Below are 22,349 nucleotides of genomic sequence, written 5' to 3' on the forward strand. Positions count from 1 at the left end.
CGCATCTTGCTGGAAAACTACTTCCTGCCGGGCGATCTCGAAGCCCAAATCGAGGCCTTCGTCGAACACTACAATCACCGGCGATACCATGAGAGCCTGAACAACGTGACACCCGCCGATGCCTACTTTGGCAAGGCCGAAACCATCATCAAACAACGCGAAAGGATAAAGCGAAAGACCATCGAACAACGGCGCTTGCAGCACCGCAAGCTCGCCGCATAATATCAAACCAATGACGAGGCCCATACTCCGCTAATTTACGCAACCATCTGCGCATAATGTTCTGACGACGGACACCTTCGACGTGATCGACAGACGAATCCGCAAGCGTTTCAGTTGGACGATCGAACCGGACGGGAACATTCCGCGCCCGTACAAATTTGCGCTTCCGCCTGCCGGTTTTGGTTACTTCATCGGTCGTGATCCAATGGCCGAAGGCAAAGTGCGTTTCCCGCACCCAGAGTCGGTCGCCGGAGGCATAAGGCGTGTCCCGCGCGCGCCATTCCGCGTTGCCGTCATCCATGACATAGCTATCAGACCAGGCGGTTTCGGGATTGAAGATGTTGAACCTGCCGCGACCTGGACCATGGTGCCCCAGAACCCGCCGCGTCTGTATCTTGCGGTCTTCGAGAAGGGCGTGGACCATCGGGCCGCTGAAAAGGATCGGGATGTCAGCCATCACACCGCCCCCCGCAGATTAGGGGAGTGCTTTTTGGTTCGCTGAACCTGCGTGAACCTCGGATCCCTGCACAAACCAAGAACAGACCTGTTCACGAAACCGCTTTTTTGCGGGTATTCTCTTATTCTGCGTGGGATGCTGACACTTGGTAAGGGAGAGGTCGACAGTTCAACCCTGTCCAGCAGCACCAGCGCTTAGCTGACATTGCGCCCGAGTTTTGCACAGTTATCTGCTCCTTTCGATGGTTTCGACAGCCTCTTGCTGATGGTGCGGACTGTGATGCCAATAGTGCTTACGAATCGTCTCAAACGTCGTGCCGAAATACTCTGCCGCCTGCAGAACACCGAGTTCACGGCGGACGGTTGATGAGCCCGTCTTTCTTTGGCGATTAAGTACCCTGCCGCTTTTGGTTATCGTCGTTGTGGTTCGCGGCTTCGCCCATTCGCGCTCATAGCGACGGCAGGTTGAACCCTTCACGGAGGCACAAGTTTGGCTGCCCCATAACGGCGCGAGCGCCTGGATTGAATAAATCAATGTTCCGGCCACCGCCAAGTTCTCACCCTTGTCATCCGCGTATCGCGCCAGCACTTCACCGATCATCAGTTCTGACGGATTGGCAGGACCGATGCGTTCGACCGGCTTTCTGCGCGTGGCCCGGTCGTTGAGTTCTCGGGCAAATACATCCCGCACGCGAGTTGCTTCCCGCTTGCCCAAAACCAATGGGCCCTACAATTCGAGGATGGCACGAGTTCATTCGGCTTCTATCTCAACTCCGGGACCAACGAGTGGACACTGAGTGCCAGCCAGGCCAATGCACGGATTTAGCGCCCTTCGAGCAAGACACCGGCGGCACCAGAATTGGAGCTCCGTCTTGTCTGGGACAAGGTGAAAAATCTTGCCAATATCTGGGCGAATGGTCGATTGGTCAATGAGGCTGTGACGGTCCCAGCTATGGCTCCTCCGACGGAGCTCACATTCGGTAAAACTGCCTCGACCTCCGATTTGCATGCAACACTGAAGTATTTCGCTGTACGCCAGTCCGGTGAGACAATCACGCCCGGCCCGCGCTTTGAGCCGCCCAAGCCTCGGCCTGATACTTGCCAAATAGCGGCAGGCTATTTCGTGTCAGGAAACAGCCCGTGCAGGCTCTGATTCATCGCGGGCAAGGGCCTTGCGAATATCGTTTGCCAATCCTGGCTTACCCATCTGTAGCATCGTTGCTTGCAGCCGCTCCGCAAGCTCACCACCACCACCACGCAACAATGTCTTTTGCATCACTCCTCCAAGATAGCGCCGGTAGGTCCGCGCCGGTCGATATAATTCATAGAACCGCGACGACGTCATTGTGCCTTCCACGCATCCATCCACCACAGTCGATAGGACGCCTATCTGCCTCAGGAACTGAGCGCTAAAATGCGCTGCGTAGCGGGTGTGGAGCAAGATCACGTTTGAATTTGCCAATCGTGCGGCATGTCTCCTATCCTCCGGTACTTCGGGATCAAAGATTATCCATGCTTTGCCGACATTATGTAATTCGTCGGCCGCATCCGAATAGGGTCCGGACCAATTTGAGCGTAGTCCGCTTGGATATCTCGCGTCCCAATTTACGACCGAAGGGGCCAAACTTGACTGAGGAGAAAAGGCTATGACCGTGCTGCCAGGAGCGAGAGAAGAAAATGCGCATGCCGCATATCCCCCCCATAGAGACTCCGGAAAAAACTACCTTGCGGTATCCCTCAAAAAGTCCATCGCCGCGCAGTCTGTCGAGATAACCGAACAACTCATCGGATCGAAACCAGTCCGGCCGATAAGCCATGACACCCAAGCTCGACCAGTCGCGCTTTTCGGCGAACTCATAACCCCATGGATCGCGAAGCCGATTCTTATCACGAGCGCGAGATAAGTCGTCGAAACCAACATATAAAACGCTGGATTTTCGGTGGGTATGCTGAACGGCAAAAGTGTCGCCTGATACGTAAAACCCTCTCCGGTACTTAGACACCGCAAGTGAATTTAACCATGAGGGCGCGGGGGCGCGCGGAGGATGTTGCTGTCGCGGTACCTGCTGAGATTGCAAGGAATTCGGCAATCCAACAAGCGCTCTTGCTTGCATCGTCAAAAAGGGAAAATTAATCACGAGTCGGTCAGCGATTTCTTCGTCAGTAAGGCGTACGCAACCACGTTGATGTGCGATTTCAGCCGTAAATTCCGTATCGTTGTTTCCGTTGTGAGTAGCTAGCGACATTCGGTCCGGAATTATACTGGAACGAAATCGTCGTTCCAAAGCAAAATGCCCAAAGCCAAATATGCTTTTCCTGTCGTGCTTAAGTGCCGCACCTGCAGAGAAAAACTTAATCGGCCAATGATAGGTTTCTGGCTTACCGTCAGTTAAGGCGCAGTAAAGCGTACTGGACAAGGAGATCGCAAAAGGTTCCTCGGATTCTAACAGCGGCTCTGCATGCGCCTTCAACTGCTCAACGAAATCCGCGCAAACACAGTCGTCATCATCTAGTCGGAATTGAATGGTTTCGGAAAGCGACAGTTTGAGTTCGCGATAGACTTGCTTTTGTGCTGAAGCCGCATCCAACATCCCAAAAAAGCGCAGCGTGACTTGCGGAATCCCTGAGCATATTTCTTCCAGCTTCTCACGATACTGCTGCGGCATCATTTCTGAGGCCAAGACAATGAAATGAAAATCTTCATCCGTTTGCGCCCGCATCGAGGCCAACGTTAAATGTTCGAAGGTTTTTAAGCGAGCCTCTATCCGTTCAGGTTGAAACAATTGCTCAGCCTGTTTCAACGCGATTGGCAGAATTTCTTCATCAGTTTTGTCACGGTAAACTTTCCAGTCCCCCCGACCGACCAGAGAGAAGCGGCACAGACCGACGACCACCATCCCATCCTCCCATAAGCTAATATCCGCACATCAATGAACGAAACCTATGTCAGACCCGCAGGGAATCGGCGATTTATTGCCTATTATCCGTACAATCGAAGGTTTTGCAACACGCAAAGGATGACTCTCGAAACGAGAGTTGAAGTCGTTACTTACATGAAAACGGAATGAGGCCCTTCATTAGTGAACCATTCCCTATACTTTTTAATTTTACAAATATTTTCAACAGATTAAAAAAATAACCTTCCCGCCACCGGCACGCCCTCGCGCTCAGAAAATGACCCCATGAAGCGCGGATCCATGGATCATAAGCGTGAGAGGAAGTGGCAATCTGAAACTTTCCTCCGAGATCACAACTCAGTGCTTGACAGCTATTATTTGCCATATATGGTTTCTATGCTGGCATTTTCTTGCCTACAGCGATTCTTCGCCAAGTTTGGCCGGAATTTAGGCATCCAGCAATCGATGGTGGCTCGTCTGTTCGATAGTCCAAGGTACTAATACCTTATTTCCCCAATTAGGTCCGCCGAAGTGTCGTAACCCCGAGAGTCGTTTCTCTCATGACGAGGTTTTGGAAACATGGCTTATATTGCCCAAGTGCCTGACGGACTATTGACCCTAGATGCTGATGCCTGGGTCATTGATACAAATGCGCAACACGTTTTAACCGGTTTTTTCGACGGTGCCGAAGAAACTACCGGAGATATCGAAGCAACAAATGAAGGCGGTGATGGCGGCATTGCTGAGGCAGGCGAAACAGTTACCGTTCCGAAAGCTTCGGGTGACGTTCAAGGAACTTATGTTGGTCCGGTTACGCTATCCAGTGCGAACGTTACAGTTGGCATTCCTGCGCTAGCAGGTATCAACGTCAAATTGAATGACATCGACGGTCACGCCATCCGCGGCGAAGATGGCAGCAACTACTTTGTTTCCGATCAACCATTGGAGGATGACCGTCTCGGTGCGACTCTTTCTGTATCGGTTCTTGGTCAAAACATCGAGCTACTAGATGTGCCGCTTTCCGAGATAAATGAAAGCATCGCGGGAGAGCTTGATAGTATTGCAGACTCGCTGGGTCCGATCGCTGGACTGCCGTTCAGCACGCTCGCCGCTACTGTGCGCAGCGGCGCAGATCTAACTCAGCAGGTTCTCGATGCTGTAACGCTAAACGTTGCTGAAGGTGACGGCACCTTGCCTGTTGTCTGTTTCGCACGCGGAACGCTCATCATGACCGACTTCGGGGCAGTTCCAGTTGAGGAACTGTCCGAAGGCATGCTCGTGTTGACGCGCGACCATGGTCTTCAGCCGGTGCGCTGGATTGGCGGACGGAAGATCAATGGGAATACCTTGCACCTTCACCCCAATATGCGCCCAATCCGTATTTGCGCAGGCGCGCTCGGTGAGAACACCCCGGCACAAGATTTGCTGGTCTCTCCGCAACACCGCATTCTCGTGCGCTCGAAGATCGCACAGCGCATGTTCGGAACAACGGAAGTCCTGGTCGCGGCCAAACAACTCTGCCAACTGGACGGAATTGATATCGCGGATGATGTTTCAGAGGTAGAGTATTTCCACTTCCTGTTTGATCAGCATGAGGTGGTGTATTCGAACGGCGCAGAATCGGAATCGCTTTATACTGGGCCCGAAGCGTTGAAATCCGTAGGGGCTGCCGCCCTTGAGGAGATTTTCACGCTTTTCCCGCAGCTCAAGAACACAGACACCATCCCGTCAGCTGCCCGCGAGTTACCCTCGGGACGCAAAGCGCGCAAGCTTGCGGTACGCCATCGCCAGCATAATAAACCCCTGGTGTCCTAAAACTATTATGAGTTGCTTAATATATATCGAGGCAACTCATATAGCACCGATGAAAAAGGCGGTTAGTGTGGTGCCACACCCTAACCGCCAACCTTCATTTCGGTGCAACGAAGGAAGCATTCATCCAGTCTACGGCTGCATAAATGCTCGTATATATTTTACTCGGTAGCGGCTAGGGAAGCAAGGGGATACGCCGAAGTTTATTGATAGTTAGTCAATCAGTTTAAAATTAACCATCATTATTTTTTTTTCAGTAAACTGATGTATATAATACTCTCGACAGTTTTCCAGCCAAACGTCAATTCGTTTTTTTCATGTAACTTCAGTTCTCTAGAAAATCACGGCTTATTTTACTGTAATCGAGAGGAACTGACAACGACATGGGAGGGAGGCAAGTGGTATACATACTTGCGCAAACGGAAAACTCGGCAAACACGAAGCACAACATAAATCCAGAAAGTCATGGACCATCAATATCTGCATCGCACCGTCGATCATATGCAGAAAATGATCCTAGGAAAGATTTCAGGATTTGGGTCGCGCGGAACAATTACCTTATTAAAATTGGCATAGGTTTAGCCGCGATTATATCGATTATATTATTCTGGCTTATATTCGCATAGCTACCGTTACGAAGCGGCAGTGTCCTTCTTTCGGACGTTGTGAGAATTGTCCCGCGGAATTGCAATGTACATCACATGAACGTGGCCATTCATAATAGTGCGTCAGGCCATGCTCAATGATCTCCAGTGTCCGCAATGATTCCCATTAGACGAATGCGCGCCATATCTGGTATGTTGAGGCCACCGGGCATATAGGAATTGCGCCCTTGCATTCGAGCAAGAGGAACTTCCTATGGTGCCGCACACCATTTCCGAGGATGCCGAGATCGTCGTAGGAGAAGGTGCCTATGTCCAGAACAGGAGCACGGGCACAGTCGAAATGTGCCCGCAGGGTGGAGATCACGGGTTTATCATCCCGGCCTTCAATCAGGCAGTTTTTATCGAGACAGGCGGAACGTACACGTTCAAACCGAGGCAAAACCGGACTGCGATTATCGGGGTCTATGTCCTGTGAATGCCGCCTTCATATTCGGGCATTGGCCGCTGGTTCGGTACGCCTCGCGGTCTCTACTCCAACGCTTTCAGTTGATACTTGGCCGGAGCACCCGCAATCCGATCCCGCAAACCTAATCCCGCAAGACGCCAGCAATTCCGACACGGCTACTGGATGGGATGCTGCCACAAGATTGACAATCGATGACGGGGCGGGCCTGGCGAAATGGGATGGCTCAAACACGGGTACAAGTATTTCAAATATCGACATCTCTCCACCTGCCGTTACGGGCAATCAATATGGCGTTCTGGCGTCCGTCGTGTCTCGCACGTCCGGTAATCTGTTCACGGGGTTCCAGTTCTCCAATACGGCTACGGCAGGCTCCGGTTTTACCGATATCGGAAACTGTTCCCGGCAGCTCACGGCGACCGGCGACTATAGCCGCGCCCGGATGTACGTAAACGCGGGCGCGGTGCTTGATGTCGATTACTTGCAAGCTTATGACATCACCGCGATCCTTCAAAAGAAACGGCGGATCGTATTCGTCTACTGTCCGCATGATCGGCCTCTTTCGTCCGCGGGCCTTTCTTGTTTTCACGGAACCACGCTTCGGCATAGGCGCCGACACGGACAGGAAGCGTTACCTCACGCCCATGCAGGCGGAATTGCGCGATGATCTGATCTGCATCGTCATCGACCATGAATCCGACAGCCGATGCACGAGCGGCGCGCTCCCACGACTTCGGATCACGGATACCGCTATAGATGGATCGAAAGTTTGCCTCTGATCCAAACTCGGCTTCAAATTCGGCCGCCGCTTCCGCGCCCTCCGCCAGTTTGCGCGTGCGGTGTTCAACGGCCTGCTCAACATCTTTCCGGTATCGTTCCCGCTGTTTCTCGGCTTCCGCCCATTGGGCTTCGCAGGCGTTTCGCATTGCCTGATGATCCATCAGGGCCTTCGTTACCCCATCCGCCCTGCGCAGGAGCGCGGCAAGAAAATGCCGGTTGATCGGCTCCGCGTCGGTCTTGTCGGCCTCGCGAATCGTTTGCCAGCGCTTGCCATTAAACTCGCGCAACCCCCAAGCAGGCGGCAGGTTGGATAGATCGTCTACGATTCCGGGCGGAATGTGGATCCATCATTGATCGCAATATTTGGCGATTGCCTCGGCTTTCTGCGGATTCGTCGCTTCGCACTTCCAGTCACTGCGGCTGATCGTGATTTCTACACCATGCAGTTCCAACCCTCGGGACGGCCAGAGCGACATGATGACAGTATCGGCGTACCCGCCGCGCGCCGGTTCCCTCCCCGACCTCCTATATGATCGCATATTCTAGGGTGGTCCATCGTTTCGCCATGGCGGCAGTCAGGTCCGGGGCTTTCAGTTTCACTGGCCTGGATTTCTTTTCGAACAGGTCAGTCATGATGCACCTCCGGCAGACCGGCTGTCCGCACAGAAACCGCACAGTTATGCCGGAACACAGCGAGAACTACGGCATATTGACGGAGTATGATTGGCCTTGTATCGTTGCATTTCTGGGCGTGACCTGTCCCTTGGTAAGGGGGAAGTCGACAGTTCAATCCTGTCCAGCAGCACCTCAGATCACCGAAGAACGAACGCTATGCGCTTGTGTCGCAAGGATTGCGACATGGCGCTTCGATGCATCTTCGCCATCTCTGCATCAGGTCTGAAAATCAAAAAGTATAGATGTGAACAATAAATTTACCTTGTTTTTTGCCATGCGCTGGCCTCCTGCGGCCGAATGCTATGAAGTCACCGCGTAGATTCAGCCGGTCATCGACAAGTGAGGAACTTGGGTTTCTTCCGTTTTCCGTACGCCCTCATCCGCGAAAAAACCGGTGATGATATTTCTCGCCATCCAATCACCATGCCCTGATATCCTTGGGCACTCCCGACATCCGAGGCACAGGTCAGTTTCAGAGTATAGACTGTGGGAAACGACAGATTTTCAGGCGATATTTTCTAAAATGCAACATCCATTTTATTGTTTTTCATAGCGATCACTGCCTGTCCTATTTTTCACATCCTTCGCATAATTCGAAAAAACTGAAAATAAGATTTCATTAACCATTTCCTATTGACAAATTTGCCGTATTTCCGTTGCATAGCAGGGCTTCCGGGTTGATTGCAATATTTCCGATCGATTGTTTCCCGTGACGTTAGCTTGCGTGAGTGTGCCAACTTGCGCGCCTGTGTTGTATTTTGCCGTCCTTCCTGGGGCGTACTTCGGTGCTAACGAAAAGGATGCCTTCATGGCTTATATGACTCAGCTCGCGGGCGCAGTGCTCGCGTTGGATGAACTCGATCTGACGATCGTGGAAATCCCTCCGACTTCCGTATTAAATAATTTCGGAAATTCCGACGAAATCACTCAATATAACGTGCAGGACGATGGTGATGCCGCCACGTTGGAACAAGGCGATTATCTGGCTCCGGTGACAAACGGAACCGCTACTCCGGGGACCTATGTCGGCACGGGGGTGATCGAAAACGCGGGCCTCACCCTTGGCAGCATGACCGATAACTTGCTGGGGCTAGGCGTCAGCGTATCGGTCAACCCGATCGACGTGGATTATTTCGCTGATGAAAACGGGAATGTGTATGCGATCACCGACGAGCCGTTGAGCGATGACCGGATCATGGCCTCTCTGCGCGTCAACCTGCCTGGATCGAATAACATGATCACGGTCGAAGTCCCCGTTTCGGAACTGACGGATACTCTGGCTGATCTTGATCCGACCGGACTTCTGGGACCTATTCTGGGCAGTGCCGCCGACCTCAGCCAGTATATCATGGATACGGCGATCATAACCTCCACAACCGACCCTGCCGGCACCAAGCTTCTGGGCGACGACGAGCACACCGTCGTCTGCTTCGTTCGCGGATCGCTGATCGAAACGGAAAACGGGCCGGTTGCCGTGGAACATCTGAGCGTCGGGGACCGGATTATTACCCGTGATCATGGTATTCAGGAAATCCGCTGGATCGGTTCGACGTCTTTGGGTTCTTCCGTGTTGGAAAGTAATCCGAATCTTCGTCCAATCCGGATCAGAGCCGGCGCTCTTGGGGAAAATACGCCGTCATCGGATTTGTTAGTTTCTCCGCAACATCGCATTCTCGTGCGCTCGAAGATCGCACAGCGCATGTTTGGAACAATGGAAGTCCTGGTTGCGGCCAAACAACTCTGCCAACTGGACGGAATTGATATCGCGGAGGTTTCCGAGGTCGAATATTTCCATTTCCTGTTTGATCAGCATGAGGTGGTGTATTCGAATGGTGCCGAAACGGAATCGCTTTATACCGGTCCGCAGGCACTGAAATCCGTGAACATTGCGGCCCGCGAGGAAATCTTCTCGCTTTTCCCGCAGCTCAGGGATGCGGAAACCGTCCCGTCGGCAGCACGCGAACTGCCTTCGGGCCGCAAGGCCCGCAAGCTTGCGACGCGCCATCTGCAGCACGGCAAGCCGCTGGTGTCGTAAAACAACGATTGGTGATGCCCGAAGGTGTAATTCGGGCATCTCATACGGCGATCCCGCGATGTCCGGGCCTCATTCCCGGGAAATATCTTGGCGGGAAAGGCGGTCAGGGTGGTGCCACACTCCGACCGCCAAGCCTTCATTTCGGTGCAACGAAGGATGCATTCGAGCGATTCACCAAAGTGTTCGAATGCTTGGGGAAGTGTAATGCGTGTAGGTTGTGAAAAACAACTGGATCTGTATCGCACAGGCGATAGCTTGCCGGTCGCCGGATTTCATTCCTGATCCGATATCCCGGATCCAGTGGGAGAATGAGGGCAATAGATAGAAGGTCCGCAACCGGTGTTCAGTCAGCTTCACGCGCGCTTCGGAACGGGCGAAAGCCACTCCCTTTTCTTGTCGCGACCGAGATAACGGTAAAACAAATTCGGGAGGAAGACAAATGACACATATTCTACAGACGGAGGAAAATTCCACCGCCTACATGGGAGACATAGGGCAAAACTACCGAGGGCCATCGATTTCCGCAGCGTATCGTCGTTCATATGCTGAAAGCCGGCCTGCAGAGAATTTCTGGAACCGGATAGGTAGAAACAGTACTCTTCTTCGAATTGGTATGGGGTCGGGCGCTTTGGTGGCGATGATATTTTTCTGGATCATGTTCTTCTGAAAGCATCTCGGGAAAAATATTCCTCGGCGACCGGAAGCATTCGGGTTCCGCCAAGCAAAAAGATTCGGGTAAGGTTTTCCGTCATTTGGTTGTGTTTCGGGCCTCTTCAGGAAGCAATATCGGATGGACGTAAGTTATGCTGTCAACATGGTCAAATACGTCTCCAGGAGTACATTATCGGCACATGAATCCGGCAGGCTCCCGTTATCTTGCAGTTCCGGGAGACGGTAGATTTTTTTCATTGAAACTTTCAACGTCTTTCGACACGGACGTTCCGGCCGAAGTCCTTTTTGACAGGATCGTCGATTTTGACTGGCTGGCGCATAGGATAATGCGAAACGGAGGCCATGTTTCACGTATCGACCCGACCCGGGAACCGGGGATCGGACTGGGTTGGAATATCGGATTCCTTCGGAATCGAAAGGCGCAATCCGTCCGCGTAAAGATCGAACAGTTCGACAGACCTGCTGCCATATCCGTATCCGCACAATCCAAGACATTAGAAGCCTTGATGCTGGCGACCGTGATATCAATGGATCACTTCCGCGCACGCCTTGTCACGCGCACGATCATTCGTCCGCGCAACATACGGGCCGCTGTCATGGTTCAACTCGCAAAAATCAGGCGGACCCAGCTTAACAGCCGCTTTGACGAAATGGTTATGATACTCATCAAAGAAATGATGAACGAGCACAAGACGATGGGCTGCGTCTAAGAAACCGGCCCGGTGTCCTGCCCCTGTTCACAGGCATTGTTGCAGACGTTCCGGTGGCAGATTAGGCTGCACATATCGCAAAGGGCGCGGAGACGGTGGTTATGGTCGGACTCGCCTCCGCTGTCGGGGGGCTGTACAATTAGCCGAATGCGCGGGCATTTGAATCGCGCCCCCTGCCGAACTTGTCAGATTGAAAGTGAAAGCCATGAGATACGCATTCCGGATCGTTTTTGTTGCGGCCTGCCTCGCCAGTCCGGCCATCGGTTTTGCTGAAGATCTGCCGCAACCCGTTATCGATCTTGACCTGACCGATATCGAGATTCGCGAAAAACCGCATGCCGAATATGGCCGCCGTGTAAGCGGCACCCTGCCTGGCGGCTCCGTTGTCGAGATCGATCTCAATGGGGATGACGTGATCGAGGATATCGAGGCTCGCGGGAACGATCTCTTTCCTCCGGCGGATATCCGCGCTCTTATCCCTGCCGAAGTCATGGAAAACGAGTCCTGGCCCGCCGATGCCCGTTTCGAGAAAATCGAGTTCGAAAGCGATGGACGAATCGAAATCGAAGGCCGTCTTTCCGATGATCGCGAATTCGATGCCGAATTCGCCGCCGACGGCCGCCTGATCGAATTCGACACCGACGACTGACCCATGAGCAGCATCGCCCTCATCCTCCTGGGACTTTTCCCGGGTCTCAAGCTTATCTCGGCAATTTTTTTCCTTCTGGACCGGGCAATCCTGGCCATCATTGGCACCCATATCTATTAATGGTCGCTGCAGCCCCTGAAACCGGCTTTCACGACGTCGAGCACCGTATCGAATAAAATGACATCAGCGAACTTCGCGAGACGTCGCTGACGGCGGCACATATGATTGATGTTGGCGTATTTCACGTTCGATCGGCAGCATAAGCCCCTTTTGCCGATGCCGCCTAAGCGTTTGTTCGCCGTTTTCCGGGCTCAGATTAAATGTTTCTATACATTTGCACGGCTCGCGTACTAACTATCTGTACCTATAGGAAACGTAATGGAGCTTTCTGATGACCAAGTTTGCAACCCTGACCGCTGTTATCGGCCTGTCAGCTACTTCGGCGCTGGCCGGTGGCTATGTTGCTCCTGTTGTCGAGCCTGAACCCATTATCGTCGAAGAAGAACCCGCATCCTCAAACGCTGGTCTGGTCGTTCCGGCCCTGCTTTTGCTGGGTGTAGTTGCTGCCGTTGCGGCGGATGACGATGATAGCTGATCCGATATCCGTCGCGGGTTATTCCTGCCGGTATCGACAGCACCGATAACGTATTTACGTTAAGAAGATCATGCTCTTGATTGTCGTATGACAATGGCCCGCCTTCATTGGCGGGCTTTTCTTTACCCGGTCGTCGCCACTACCTAGGCGCACAGATGCACCCTGTCCTATTCAGAATTTCATTCCGATACTGAACGCGGCGCCTTCGCTTCCAATTCCGAAACTTGCGGCGCCGAAACTGAATCCGATCAATGCGCCGGTCATAACCTGCTCCACCGTGTGTTCACCCGCGTGAACCCGGCTTGCAGCGGTGAGTCCGGCAGCGCCATATGCCGCTGCTCCGGCGAAACGATCATCCCGGAAGCATTTTCCCGCAAGATCGGCCGCTCCGAACGCTGCGGCCGCCGAATGGCCCGAGGGAAATCCCTTGCCTTCTCCTGAAGGCCGGCGGGCCATCGGGGTGCCGTCCGTCCAGGATTTCAGTGCAAGAACAACCGCCGCCTGCAATATTCCCCGAACCGCAAAATCTTCAAGCCGGTCATCACGGGCCGCGCAGATCGCTGCTGCCGCTGGCAAGCCGTATTTCATCGCCGTGCCGAAATCCTCGAACGGGTCGGCCGCGACCGGCAATGGCGTCATTCCGCACAGCCCCGCCAGAATGATTGCCCTCATCATCTGGTCCCCCGTCAGGAAATATCTTCTCCCAGCCTGATAACCCGATCCATTCGCTCCGCCAAGGCATGGTTATGCGTGGCGATCAGTGCCGACAGACCGGTTTCACGCACCAGCCCCATCAGCACCTCGAAGACCCGGTCAGAGGTTTCCGGATCCAGGTTGCCAGTCGGTTCATCGGCCAGAAGCAATGATGGCTCATTTGCGAGCGCCCGGCAAAACGCCACCCGCTGCTGCTCGCCGCCGGACAGCTGCGCCGGACGATGATCGGCGCGATGAGTCATGCCGACGCGGTCCAGCAATTCTGCAGCCCGCTTTGCCGCCATTCCCGACCCGACGCCATTGGCAAGCTGGGGCAGGATGATATTTTCCGCGGCACTGAATTCGGGCAGCAGATGGTGGAACTGATAGACGAAACCCAGTTCGCGCCGGCGCGCCTCGGTCCGCGCACGGTCAGGAAGCCCATGCATATCGCGCCCGTTCAACTCCACCAGCCCTGAATCCGGCGTATCCAGCAGCCCGGCAATATGCAGAAGCGTGGATTTTCCCGCCCCCGAGGGTGCGACAAGCGCCACCACCTCTCCACGGGCGACATTCAGTTCCAGCCCGTGCAGCACCTCTACCGGCGCGGGGCCGTCCTTGCCATAGGTTTTCGAAACCCCTGCGAGTCTCAGAACGTCACTCATAGCGCAGGGCCTCCACCGGGTTCATCCGCGCCGCCCGTCGCGCCGGGAAGATCGTGACAATAAAGGACAACGCAAGTGACAGCCCGACAGCACGGAAGATATCCCACGCCCGCAATTCGGCAGGCAGATGATAGATGCCCCGCACTTCGGGCTGCCACGCGCCGCCATTCGTCAGCGCATTCAGCCCCGCCATGATATTCTCGACATTCAGCGCCAGAAGCACGCCAAGGATCACCCCGGCGATCGTCCCGATAATCCCGGTAAAGGCACCGCAAAGGAAGAAGACGCGCAATACCGCCCCTTCGGTCAGGCCCATGGTCCGCAGAATGCCAATATCGCGGCCCTTGTTCTTGACCAGCATGATCAGCCCCGAGGTGATATTCATCGACGCGATCAACACCAGAACCGAAAGGATGACGAACATCACGTCATCTTCCATATCGAGCGCGGCCAGAAAGCTGCCAGACGAATCCCGCCAATTCCAGATCTGCGCGTCCTCGCCCGCGGCCTGAAGAAGCGGCAGCGTCCAATCATCCACCCTTTCGGGATCGGATACGAATACCTCTATCTCGTCGGCAACGCCTTCGCGATTGAAATAGTCCTGCGCCTCGGCCATGGACATATATATTCGCGTCTGGTCGATATCGTAACGACCGGCACTGAAGACATACACGACCTCGTAAGACTTGACCCGGGGCGTCGTGCCCACCGGGGTCTTCGCGCCTTCGGGCGCGATCAGCTTGATCTTGTCACCAATGTTCAGATTCAATTCACGCTGAATCCCCGCGCCGATGGCAACGCCCTTGTCCAGATCCTCGATATTGCCCTGAGATGTCTCGGGATCGGCAATCCGCGGCATCGCCCTGAGCGCATCGGATGTGACCCCAAAGATTTCGGCCACGTTCGAGGAATCATGCGCCGTCGCCATCACCTGTCCGCGTATGACCGGCGTGGTCCGCTCGACCCCGGGCAGTTCCGCAAGGCGGGCGGCCATCGCATCGTAATCCTTGATCCGCCCCGGAACGACATAAACGTCGTCGGTAAATTCGTTCTCGACCCGCTGCGGCGCCATGTAAACGGTCGTGTGCGCATTCGCGCCCAGAATCGTGTCCACGAACTCGGCCCGGAATCCGGCCCGCACCGCCAAAGTGGCAATCAACGCCATGACCCCAAGGGCAATACCGATCAGGCTGATCCATGTCATGACGCTGACACCGCCTTCGGCGCGGCGCGCGCGCAGATATCGCCAGGCGATCAGGAATTCGTATCTTGAAAAAGCCGAGGGGCTGGACATGCGTGAAGCCTCTGAATTTGCGCGCAGACCCTGACGCCGCAGCCTGAAAAGATCAAGCCGACAATGCCGTGAGGTCTTCTTCTTTGTCCAAATACCTGTATTGCGGCACCCTCCGTCAGATGCGAAAAGCGGCGCATGGCCAAATCTGCTTCCGCCTTCACCTGCACCGCCTGCGGCACCGCTCATAAGAAATGGGCCGGGCGCTGCGATGCCTGCGGCGCATGGAATACCATTATCGAAGAGGCTCCGCTCTCGCGGGGGCCTGGGCGCGGGCTGGGTGCCGCCAAAGGACACAGCATTCCGCTGGCCGGACTGACATCGGACGAACCGGCACCGCCCCGCGCGCAATCCGGAATGGCCGAACTCGATCGGGTTCTTGGCGGCGGATTGGTGCCCGGTTCAGCCATACTGGTCGGCGGAGATCCGGGAATCGGCAAATCGACGCTGCTTCTGCAGGCCGCCGCCGCCTTCGCTCGGGTGGAGCTGAACGCGATCTATATCAGCGGTGAAGAAGCCAGTGCGCAGGTCCGCATGCGCGCGCGCAGGCTTGGGCTGAGCGACGCGCCCATGCGGTTGGGAGCGGAAACTAACCTGCGCGACATCCTGACCACGCTTGATCAGGAACGCCCCGACCTGGCGATCATCGATTCAGTACAGACGCTCTGGGCCGATCACGTCGAAGCCGCGCCGGGCAGCGTGGCACAGGTCCGCGCCGCCGCCCATGAACTGGTTACCTTCGCCAAGCGCCGGGGCGTCGCCGTGATTCTCGTCGGCCATGTCACGAAAGACGGCCAGATCGCCGGCCCTCGCGTTGTCGAGCATATGGTGGATACCGTATTGTATTTCGAAGGAGAACGCGGCCATCAATTCCGCATCCTGCGCAGCGTCAAGAACCGCTTCGGCCCCGCCGATGAGATCGGCGTGTTCGAGATGACCGGCGCGGGCCTTGCCGAAGTCGCCAACCCCTCTGCGCTTTTCCTTTCCGAACGTGGTCAGCCCGTCCCCGGCAGCGCTGTCTTCGCCGGGATCGAGGGTACCCGCCCGGTCCTGACCGAGATACAGGCGCTTGTCGCCCCCTCCAACCTTGCCTCGCCGCGCCGCACGGTGGTCGGATTGGATTCCGGCCGGGTATCCACCATTATCGCCGTGCTCGAAGCGCGTTGCGGAATTCCCTTTGCGGGGCTTGATGTTTTCCTGAACGTGGCGGGCGGGATGCGGGTGAATGAACCAGCAGCCGATCTCGCCATCGCTGGCGCGCTTTTGTCGGCGCGTGAGGACAGCGCATTTCCGCCGGAGGCGGTTCTTTTCGGCGAAATCAGCCTGTCTGGCGCCCTCCGGCCAGTCGCCGGAGTGGAAAACAGGTTGAAAGAGGCGCAAAAACTTGGTTTTTCACAGGCGATTATACCCGAAGGCCAAAAACTCGAGGGATTGGACGGCATAAGCGTGATGCGGATTGCCGATTTGACAGGATTTGTGGGCGAGCTTTTCGGCGCCGGCTGAATCGCCTGAAAATACAGCGCTAACCCGCGCGGGAGAACGACATGGACGGCTTTACGATTATTGATGCGGTTGTCGCCGTGGTCATCATTCTTTCCGCGATTCTGGCATGGTCGCGCGGCTTCGTCCGCGAATCGCTTGCCATACTGGGATGGATCGCCGCCGCCGTTCTGGCCTTTCTCTTCGCAGCAACCCTGCGCCCGATGATTGCACAACTGCCAGTGCTTGACAGGTTTCTTGGCGATAGTTGCGAACTGGCCACAATCGCGGGTTTCGCGGTGGTGTTTGCGCTTGCTCTGGTCGTTTTCTCGATCATCACCCCACTGTTTTCCTCGGTGGTCCAGCGATCGGCGCTGGGCGGGATCGATCAGGGAATGGGCTTCCTGTTCGGAGCCGCCCGCGGCATCCTGATCGTGGCCATCGCCTTCATCGTCTATGAGCGCGTCATTTCCACGGCGCAGTCGCCGATGGTCGATAACTCGCGCTCGGCACAGGTCTTTGCGCGCCTGAGCGGCGAAATGAACGAGCAGATTCCCGACGACGCGCCCGGCTGGCTGGTTCGCCGTTACGAACAGCTGGTCGGCGATTGCACCGCAACCGGTGAAGAGGTCGATGCGACCCAGACCCCGCCAGCAGAAACCGCGCCGGCCGAGACCGCACCGGCAGAAACGGCGCCGGAACAGGCTGAGCCAGCACCGATTCCGCCGGCATCGAACTGATCCGGACGGGCCGGGACTCCGCTTTATGACGGATTAATGAATGAAATCTGCCCTTGCCGGGTTGCGAGGGCGTGACTTTCACTATCCGCCGCACTACATAGCGGGTGATAGCCCGTCGCCATTCAGGATCGCCCATGCAACCATTCCTGGCCCATCCGTTCGATTCGGACCGCCTGCACGAGGAATGCGGAATCTTCGGTGCCATCGGCGTGGCCGACGCTTCCAACTTCGTGGCGCTTGGCCTTCACGCCCTTCAGCATCGCGGGCAGGAAGCCGGGGGAATCGTCGCGCATGATTCCGAACAGGGTTTCAACAGCGCCCACCGATTCGGCTATGTTCGTGACAATTTCACGAAAACCGATGTGATGGCGACTCTGCCCGGCCCGCTTGCCATCGGCCATGTGCGTTATTCAACCGCCGGGACCAAGGCGAATACCGCCATTCGCGATGTTCAGCCCTTTTTCGGCGAGTTTTCGATGGGCGGCTGCGCGATTGCCCATAACGGCAATATCACCAACGCCGCCGCGCTGCGCCGCGAATTGATCGAGCGCGGCTCGATCTTCCAGTCCTCATCAGACAGCGAATGCATCATTCACCTGATGGCCCGCTCGATCCAGCGCAACATTCCCGAACGGATGAAAGACGCCCTGCGCCGCGTCGAGGGTGCGTTCAGCGTCATCGCCATGACCCGGACCAAGCTGATCGGCGTTCGCGACCCGCTCGGCGTTCGCCCGCTGGTGCTTGGCAAGCTGAGCGATGACGGTTTTGTGCTTGCCTCGGAAACCTGTGCGCTGGACATTATCGGCGCCGAATTCGTGCGGGAAATCGATCCGGGCGAGATGGTCGTGATCTCCAAGGGTAAGGTAGAGACCTCGCGCCCCTTTGGCCCGTCGCAAGGCCGTTTCTGCATTTTCGAACATGTCTATTTCTCGCGCCCCGATTCGATCATCGGCGGTCGTTCGGTCTATGAAACCCGCCGTCAGATCGGCGTGGAACTTGCCCGCGAATCCCCGGTAGAGGCGGATCTGGTCTGCCCCGTCCCCGACAGCGGCACCCCCGCCGCCATCGGTTTCGCACAGGAATCGGGCATCCCCTACGGCATGGGGATCATCCGCAACCAGTATATGGGTCGGACCTTTATCGAACCGACCGACCAGATCCGCAATATGGGCGTACGGCTGAAACTGAACGTGAACCGTGCCCTGATCCGTGACAAACGGGTCATTCTGGTCGATGACAGCGTCGTTCGCGGCACTACCAGCCGCAAGATCAAGGACATGATCATCGATGCGGGTGCGGCTGAAGTGCATTTCCGCATCGCCTCGCCCCCGACCGCATGGCCCTGTTTCTACGGTGTGGATACGCCCGACCGGGACAAGCTTCTGGCCGCGCAAATGACGCCCGAGGAAATGCGCGAATGGATCGGCGTCGATTCGCTTGCTTTTGTGTCGCTGGATGGACTTTACCGGGCAGTCGGGGAAGCCAAGGGACGTAACCGCAAATGCCCGCAATATTGCGATGCCTGTTTCTCGGGCGATTATCCGGTCGCACCGTTCGATCAGCTTGAACGGGGATTCCAGATGAAGCCCGGCTCGGAATCCACGGTGAATGAGGCTGCGGAATAGGGTTTTCGGACGTTCCCGACCCTTCGTCCCGCGATGGGGGGGGGGGGGGGCGCCGCCCCGGACCCCGAGGTATTTGCCGCAAAGAAGAAGAGAAGGGGGCGAAACGGTTGGCCTTGGAAGGATGCGGTTGAAGGGTGATTGCACCCTGCAGTTCCACGCGCTACATGGCCACATCATGAGTAACCGCCCCGAACTCCCGCCCGAAATCGCCCGTCGCCGCACGTTCGCGATCATCTCGCATCCCGATGCGGGCAAGACCACGCTGACCGAGAAATTCCTGCTTTACGGCGGCGCCATCCAGATGGCCGGACAGGTCCGGGCCAAGGGCGAAGCGCGGCGGACGCGGTCGGACTTCATGAAGATGGAGCAGGATCGGGGCATCTCGGTTTCCGCCTCGGCCATGTCATTCGATTTCGACGGGCATCGCTTCAATCTGGTCGACACGCCCGGTCACAGCGATTTCTCGGAAGACACCTATCGCACCCTGACCGCCGTCGATGCCGCTATCATGGTGATCGACGGGGCCAAGGGCGTCGAAAGCCAGACCCGCAAACTGTTCGAGGTCTGCCGTCTGCGCGATCTGCCCATCCTGACCTTCTGCAACAAGATGGACCGCGAAAGCCGCGACACATTCGAGATCATCGATGAAATTCAGGAAAACCTGGCCATCGACGTGGCTCCAGCAAGCTGGCCCATCGGCGTGGGGCGCGAGTTTCTTGGCTGTTACGACATGCTGAACGACCGGCTGGAACTGATGGATCGTGCCGATCGGAACCGTGTCGCGGAATCGGTAAAGATCAGCGGCCTTGACGATCCGCAGCTGACGCAGCATGTGCCGGAAAATCTGCTGGCAAAGCTGCGCGAGGAAGTCGAGATGGCGCGCGAACTTTTGCCCGCCTTCGATCAGCGGTCCCTTCTTGAAGGCCATCTGACTCCGATCTGGTTCGGCAGCGCGATCAACAGCTTTGGCGTGCGCGAATTGATGAAGGGCATCAGCACCTTTGGTCCGGCTCCACAGCCTCAAAACTCCGCATCGCGTGAAATCGCCCCCGAGGAGAGGGCCGTCACGGGCTTCGTCTTCAAGGTTCAGGCGAATATGGACCCAAAACATCGCGACCGCGTGGCATTCGTGCGGATGGCTTCGGGACATTTTCTCCGCGGGATGAAGCTGACCCATGTGCGCACGAAAAAGCCGATGGCGGTATCGAATCCGGTTCTGTTCCTTGCCTCTGACCGCGAGCTTGCGGAAGAGGCATGGGCGGGCGATATCATCGGCATCCCGAACCATGGGCAACTTCGTATCGGCGACGCCCTGACCGAAGGCGAGGCGCTGCGTTTTACCGGTATCCCGTCATTCGCGCCTGAATTGCTGCAATCGGTCCGCGCGGCCGATCCGATGAAGGCCAAGCATCTGGAAAAGGCGCTCATGCAATTCGCCGAAGAGGGCGCGGCCAAGGTCTTCAAACCCGCCATCGGCTCGGGCTTCATCGTCGGCGTGGTCGGGGCATTGCAATTCGAGGTCCTCGCCAGCAGGATCGAGATCGAATACGGCATTCCCGTCCGCTTCGAATCGTCTCAGTTCACCTCTGCCCGCTGGGTGCAGGGACCGAAAGAAAAAGTCGATGCGTTCATCAATGCCAATAAGGGGCATATGGCCCATGATCATGACGGCGATCAGGTTTACCTGACCCGGCTGCAATGGGATATTGACCGGGTCGAGCGCGATTATCCCGATCTGACGCTTTCCGCGACCAAGGAAATGATGGTCTGAAACCTGCGGCACAGGGTTCCGAATTGCACTTGCCGGTCGGGTTCGGTTATGCCTCGGTCAACGCGCAGGAGGATTCATCATGAACCAAAAGCAATATCAGCCGCCCCGGGTCTGGACATATGACACCGAGAACGGCGGGACATGGGCCGGAGTGAACCGCCCGACATCCGGCGCTCAGTTCGAGCGAGAATTGCCGGTCGGAAAACATCCATATCAGCTTTACTCGCTGGCCACGCCCAATGGCCAGAAGGTCACGATCATGTTCGAGGAACTTCTGGAGGCGGGCGAAAGCGGCGCGGAATATGATGCATGGCTGATCAGTATCGGCGATAGCGAGCAATTCTCGTCCGGGTTTGTCGGTGCCAATCCCAACTCGAAGATACCGGCAATGATCGACCGTTCGGGCGAAAAGCCGGTTCGCGTGTTCGAGTCCGGGCATATCCTGTTGTATCTGGCTGAGAAATTCGGGCGTTTCCTGCCCAGGGATCACGCCGCGAGAACCGAGGCGATGAACTGGCTGTTCTGGCTGCAAGGCTCGGCGCCCTATCTTGGCGGCGGGTTCGGGCATTTCTACGCCTATGCCCCTTATCCGATGGAATATCCGATCAATCGCTTTACCATGGAAGCGAAGCGACAGATGCATCTGCTGGACAGCACATTGGCAGAGCGTCCCTTTATCGGCGGTGACGAATACAGCATCGCGGATATAGTGATCTGGCCCTGGTACGGCAATCTTGTCATGGGCCAGCAATATGATGCGGGCGAATTCCTGAATGTCTCGGAATACACGCATCTGCGCCACTGGGCAGACAAGATCGCCGAACGGCCCGCCGTGCAGCGCGGCAGGATCGTCAATCGCAAGACCGGCGAGGCATGGGAACAGCTTCCCGAACGCCATGATGCCTCGGATTTCGACAAACTTCCGCCGGCTCCGGCAAAAAAGGGCTGATATATTCAGGATTGCCGGACAGGCAGGCAACCTTGCGCTCTCTTCTCGTAATCGGCTTGAATCCGCGTTAACCTTTGGGTGCCAGCCAAAGGGAGAGCCAGCATGCCGATCAGCTTTACAGTCAACGGCGAAGAACGCAGTGTCGATGTCGATCCCGACACACCGCTTCTTTGGGTTCTGCGGGACGAATTGCGCCTGACCGGCACGAAATTCGGCTGCGGGATCGCCCAATGCGGGGCCTGCACGGTCCATCTGGACGGTATGACGCGCCGATCCTGTGTCACGCCCATCTCGATGGCCGAAGGCTCGGATATCACCACGATCGAAGGTCTTGAAGGCCCCGAGGCCGACGCGGTTCAGGCAGCATGGCGCGCGATTGACGTACCACAATGCGGGTATTGCCAATCCGGCCAGATCATGACGGCGACCTCGTTGCTGCAACAGATCGCCTCTCCGAGTGACGAGGATATCGACAACGCCATGGCCGGGAATATCTGCCGCTGCGCGACTTATGTCCGCATCCGGCAGGCGATCCATGACGCCGCCAGAACGCTGGAGGGCTGAG

At 56.2% G+C, this 22,349-nt stretch carries 20 protein-coding genes; 13 read left to right on the forward strand and 7 right to left on the reverse strand.

Features of this window, described 5'->3' with window-relative positions:
* On the forward strand, positions 1–222 hold a 222-nt coding region (locus tag Q0601_RS20725; RefSeq protein WP_305291816.1), incomplete at its 5' end, for an integrase core domain-containing protein.
* A 682-nt stretch (positions 223–904) separates the two neighbouring features.
* Here the strand turns inward: Q0601_RS20725 and Q0601_RS20730 are convergent.
* From Q0601_RS20730 to Q0601_RS20740, 3 genes are all read right to left on the reverse strand, one after another.
* Positions 905–1,369 (reverse strand): hypothetical protein, encoded by a 465-nt coding sequence (locus Q0601_RS20730; RefSeq protein WP_305291817.1) that lies wholly within the window; start codon positions 1,367–1,369, stop codon positions 905–907.
* 435 nt (positions 1,370–1,804) lie between these two features.
* A complete protein-coding gene (locus Q0601_RS20735; protein WP_305291818.1) occupies positions 1,805–1,954 on the reverse strand; it encodes a hypothetical protein in 150 nt (49 codons plus the stop codon).
* A 250-nt stretch (positions 1,955–2,204) separates the two neighbouring features.
* Positions 2,205–3,575 (reverse strand): glycosyltransferase, encoded by a 1,371-nt coding sequence (locus tag Q0601_RS20740; RefSeq protein ID WP_305291819.1) that lies wholly within the window; start codon positions 3,573–3,575, stop codon positions 2,205–2,207.
* Positions 3,576–4,154: 579 nt separating this feature from the next.
* Here Q0601_RS20740 and Q0601_RS20745 point away from each other — a divergent pair.
* Together Q0601_RS20745 and Q0601_RS20750 are read left to right on the forward strand one after the other, a co-directional pair.
* Positions 4,155–5,390, forward strand: coding sequence for a Hint domain-containing protein (locus Q0601_RS20745; protein WP_305291820.1), 1,236 nt, complete (start codon positions 4,155–4,157; stop codon positions 5,388–5,390).
* Positions 5,391–6,245: 855 nt separating this feature from the next.
* Complete coding sequence (locus Q0601_RS20750; protein WP_305291821.1) at positions 6,246–6,467, forward strand: hypothetical protein; 222 nt, start codon at positions 6,246–6,248, stop codon at positions 6,465–6,467.
* A 485-nt stretch (positions 6,468–6,952) separates the two neighbouring features.
* Here the strand turns inward: Q0601_RS20750 and Q0601_RS20755 are convergent, their stop codons facing one another.
* Positions 6,953–7,522 carry a hypothetical protein gene (locus Q0601_RS20755; RefSeq protein ID WP_305291822.1) on the reverse strand — a complete coding sequence of 190 codons (570 nt, stop codon included), beginning with the start codon at positions 7,520–7,522 and terminating at the stop codon, positions 6,953–6,955.
* A 1,139-nt stretch (positions 7,523–8,661) separates the two neighbouring features.
* Between Q0601_RS20755 and Q0601_RS20760 the strand changes: the two genes are divergently transcribed.
* The 4 genes from Q0601_RS20760 to Q0601_RS20775 all read left to right on the forward strand — a co-directional run bounded on the left by Q0601_RS20760 (position 8,662) and on the right by Q0601_RS20775 (position 12,571).
* A complete protein-coding gene (locus Q0601_RS20760; RefSeq protein WP_305291823.1) occupies positions 8,662–9,945 on the forward strand; it encodes a Hint domain-containing protein in 1,284 nt (427 codons plus the stop codon).
* 851 nt (positions 9,946–10,796) lie between these two features.
* The gene (locus Q0601_RS20765) at positions 10,797–11,327 is read left to right on the forward strand and encodes a hypothetical protein (protein ID WP_305291824.1); all 531 of its coding nucleotides are present in this window, start codon (positions 10,797–10,799) and stop codon (positions 11,325–11,327) included.
* Positions 11,328–11,532: 205 nt separating this feature from the next.
* Complete coding sequence (locus Q0601_RS20770) at positions 11,533–11,976, forward strand: hypothetical protein (RefSeq protein ID WP_305291825.1); 444 nt, start codon at positions 11,533–11,535, stop codon at positions 11,974–11,976.
* Positions 11,977–12,367: 391 nt separating this feature from the next.
* Positions 12,368–12,571: a hypothetical protein gene (locus tag Q0601_RS20775; RefSeq protein WP_119747188.1), complete on the forward strand. Its 204-nt coding sequence runs from the start codon at positions 12,368–12,370 to the stop codon at positions 12,569–12,571.
* A gap of 171 nt (positions 12,572–12,742) precedes the next feature.
* Here Q0601_RS20775 and Q0601_RS20780 read toward each other — a convergent pair whose 3' ends face one another.
* From Q0601_RS20780 to Q0601_RS20790, 3 genes are read right to left on the reverse strand one after another with little or no spacing between them, the layout of a single operon-like run.
* Complete coding sequence (locus Q0601_RS20780; protein WP_305291826.1) at positions 12,743–13,246, reverse strand: phosphatase PAP2 family protein; 504 nt, start codon at positions 13,244–13,246, stop codon at positions 12,743–12,745.
* An 11-nt stretch (positions 13,247–13,257) separates the two neighbouring features.
* Positions 13,258–13,929, reverse strand: coding sequence for an ABC transporter ATP-binding protein (locus tag Q0601_RS20785; protein ID WP_305291827.1), 672 nt, complete (start codon positions 13,927–13,929; stop codon positions 13,258–13,260).
* The gene (locus tag Q0601_RS20790; RefSeq protein WP_305291828.1) at positions 13,922–15,223 is read right to left on the reverse strand and encodes a lipoprotein-releasing ABC transporter permease subunit; all 1,302 of its coding nucleotides are present in this window, start codon (positions 15,221–15,223) and stop codon (positions 13,922–13,924) included. The genes Q0601_RS20785 and Q0601_RS20790 overlap by 8 nt, the downstream gene beginning before the upstream one ends.
* A gap of 135 nt (positions 15,224–15,358) precedes the next feature.
* On the opposite strand from Q0601_RS20790, the gene radA reads away from it, so the two are divergent.
* The 6 genes from radA (at position 15,359) to Q0601_RS20820 (ending at position 22,348) form a co-directional block, all read left to right on the forward strand.
* Positions 15,359–16,723, forward strand: a complete 1,365-nt coding sequence (gene radA, locus Q0601_RS20795) for a DNA repair protein RadA (RefSeq protein ID WP_305291829.1) — start codon at positions 15,359–15,361, stop codon at positions 16,721–16,723.
* A 41-nt stretch (positions 16,724–16,764) separates the two neighbouring features.
* The gene (locus tag Q0601_RS20800; protein ID WP_119747196.1) at positions 16,765–17,439 is read left to right on the forward strand and encodes a CvpA family protein; all 675 of its coding nucleotides are present in this window, start codon (positions 16,765–16,767) and stop codon (positions 17,437–17,439) included.
* A gap of 134 nt (positions 17,440–17,573) precedes the next feature.
* Positions 17,574–19,064 (forward strand): amidophosphoribosyltransferase, encoded by a 1,491-nt coding sequence (purF, locus tag Q0601_RS20805; protein ID WP_305291830.1) that lies wholly within the window; start codon positions 17,574–17,576, stop codon positions 19,062–19,064.
* A gap of 175 nt (positions 19,065–19,239) precedes the next feature.
* Positions 19,240–20,835 carry a peptide chain release factor 3 gene (locus Q0601_RS20810; RefSeq protein WP_305291831.1) on the forward strand — a complete coding sequence of 532 codons (1,596 nt, stop codon included), beginning with the start codon at positions 19,240–19,242 and terminating at the stop codon, positions 20,833–20,835.
* Between the two features lie 79 nt (positions 20,836–20,914).
* Complete coding sequence (gene yghU / locus Q0601_RS20815) at positions 20,915–21,784, forward strand: glutathione-dependent disulfide-bond oxidoreductase (protein ID WP_305291832.1); 870 nt, start codon at positions 20,915–20,917, stop codon at positions 21,782–21,784.
* A gap of 102 nt (positions 21,785–21,886) precedes the next feature.
* On the forward strand, positions 21,887–22,348 hold the full coding sequence (locus tag Q0601_RS20820; protein ID WP_305291833.1) for a (2Fe-2S)-binding protein: 462 nt from the start codon (positions 21,887–21,889) through the stop codon (positions 22,346–22,348).
* The last annotated feature ends 1 nt before the right edge of the window (position 22,349 follow it).

It is taken from the genome of Paracoccus wurundjeri, assembly GCF_030678915.1.
In the GTDB taxonomy this organism is placed as follows: Bacteria; Pseudomonadota; Alphaproteobacteria; order Rhodobacterales; family Rhodobacteraceae; genus Paracoccus; species Paracoccus onubensis_A.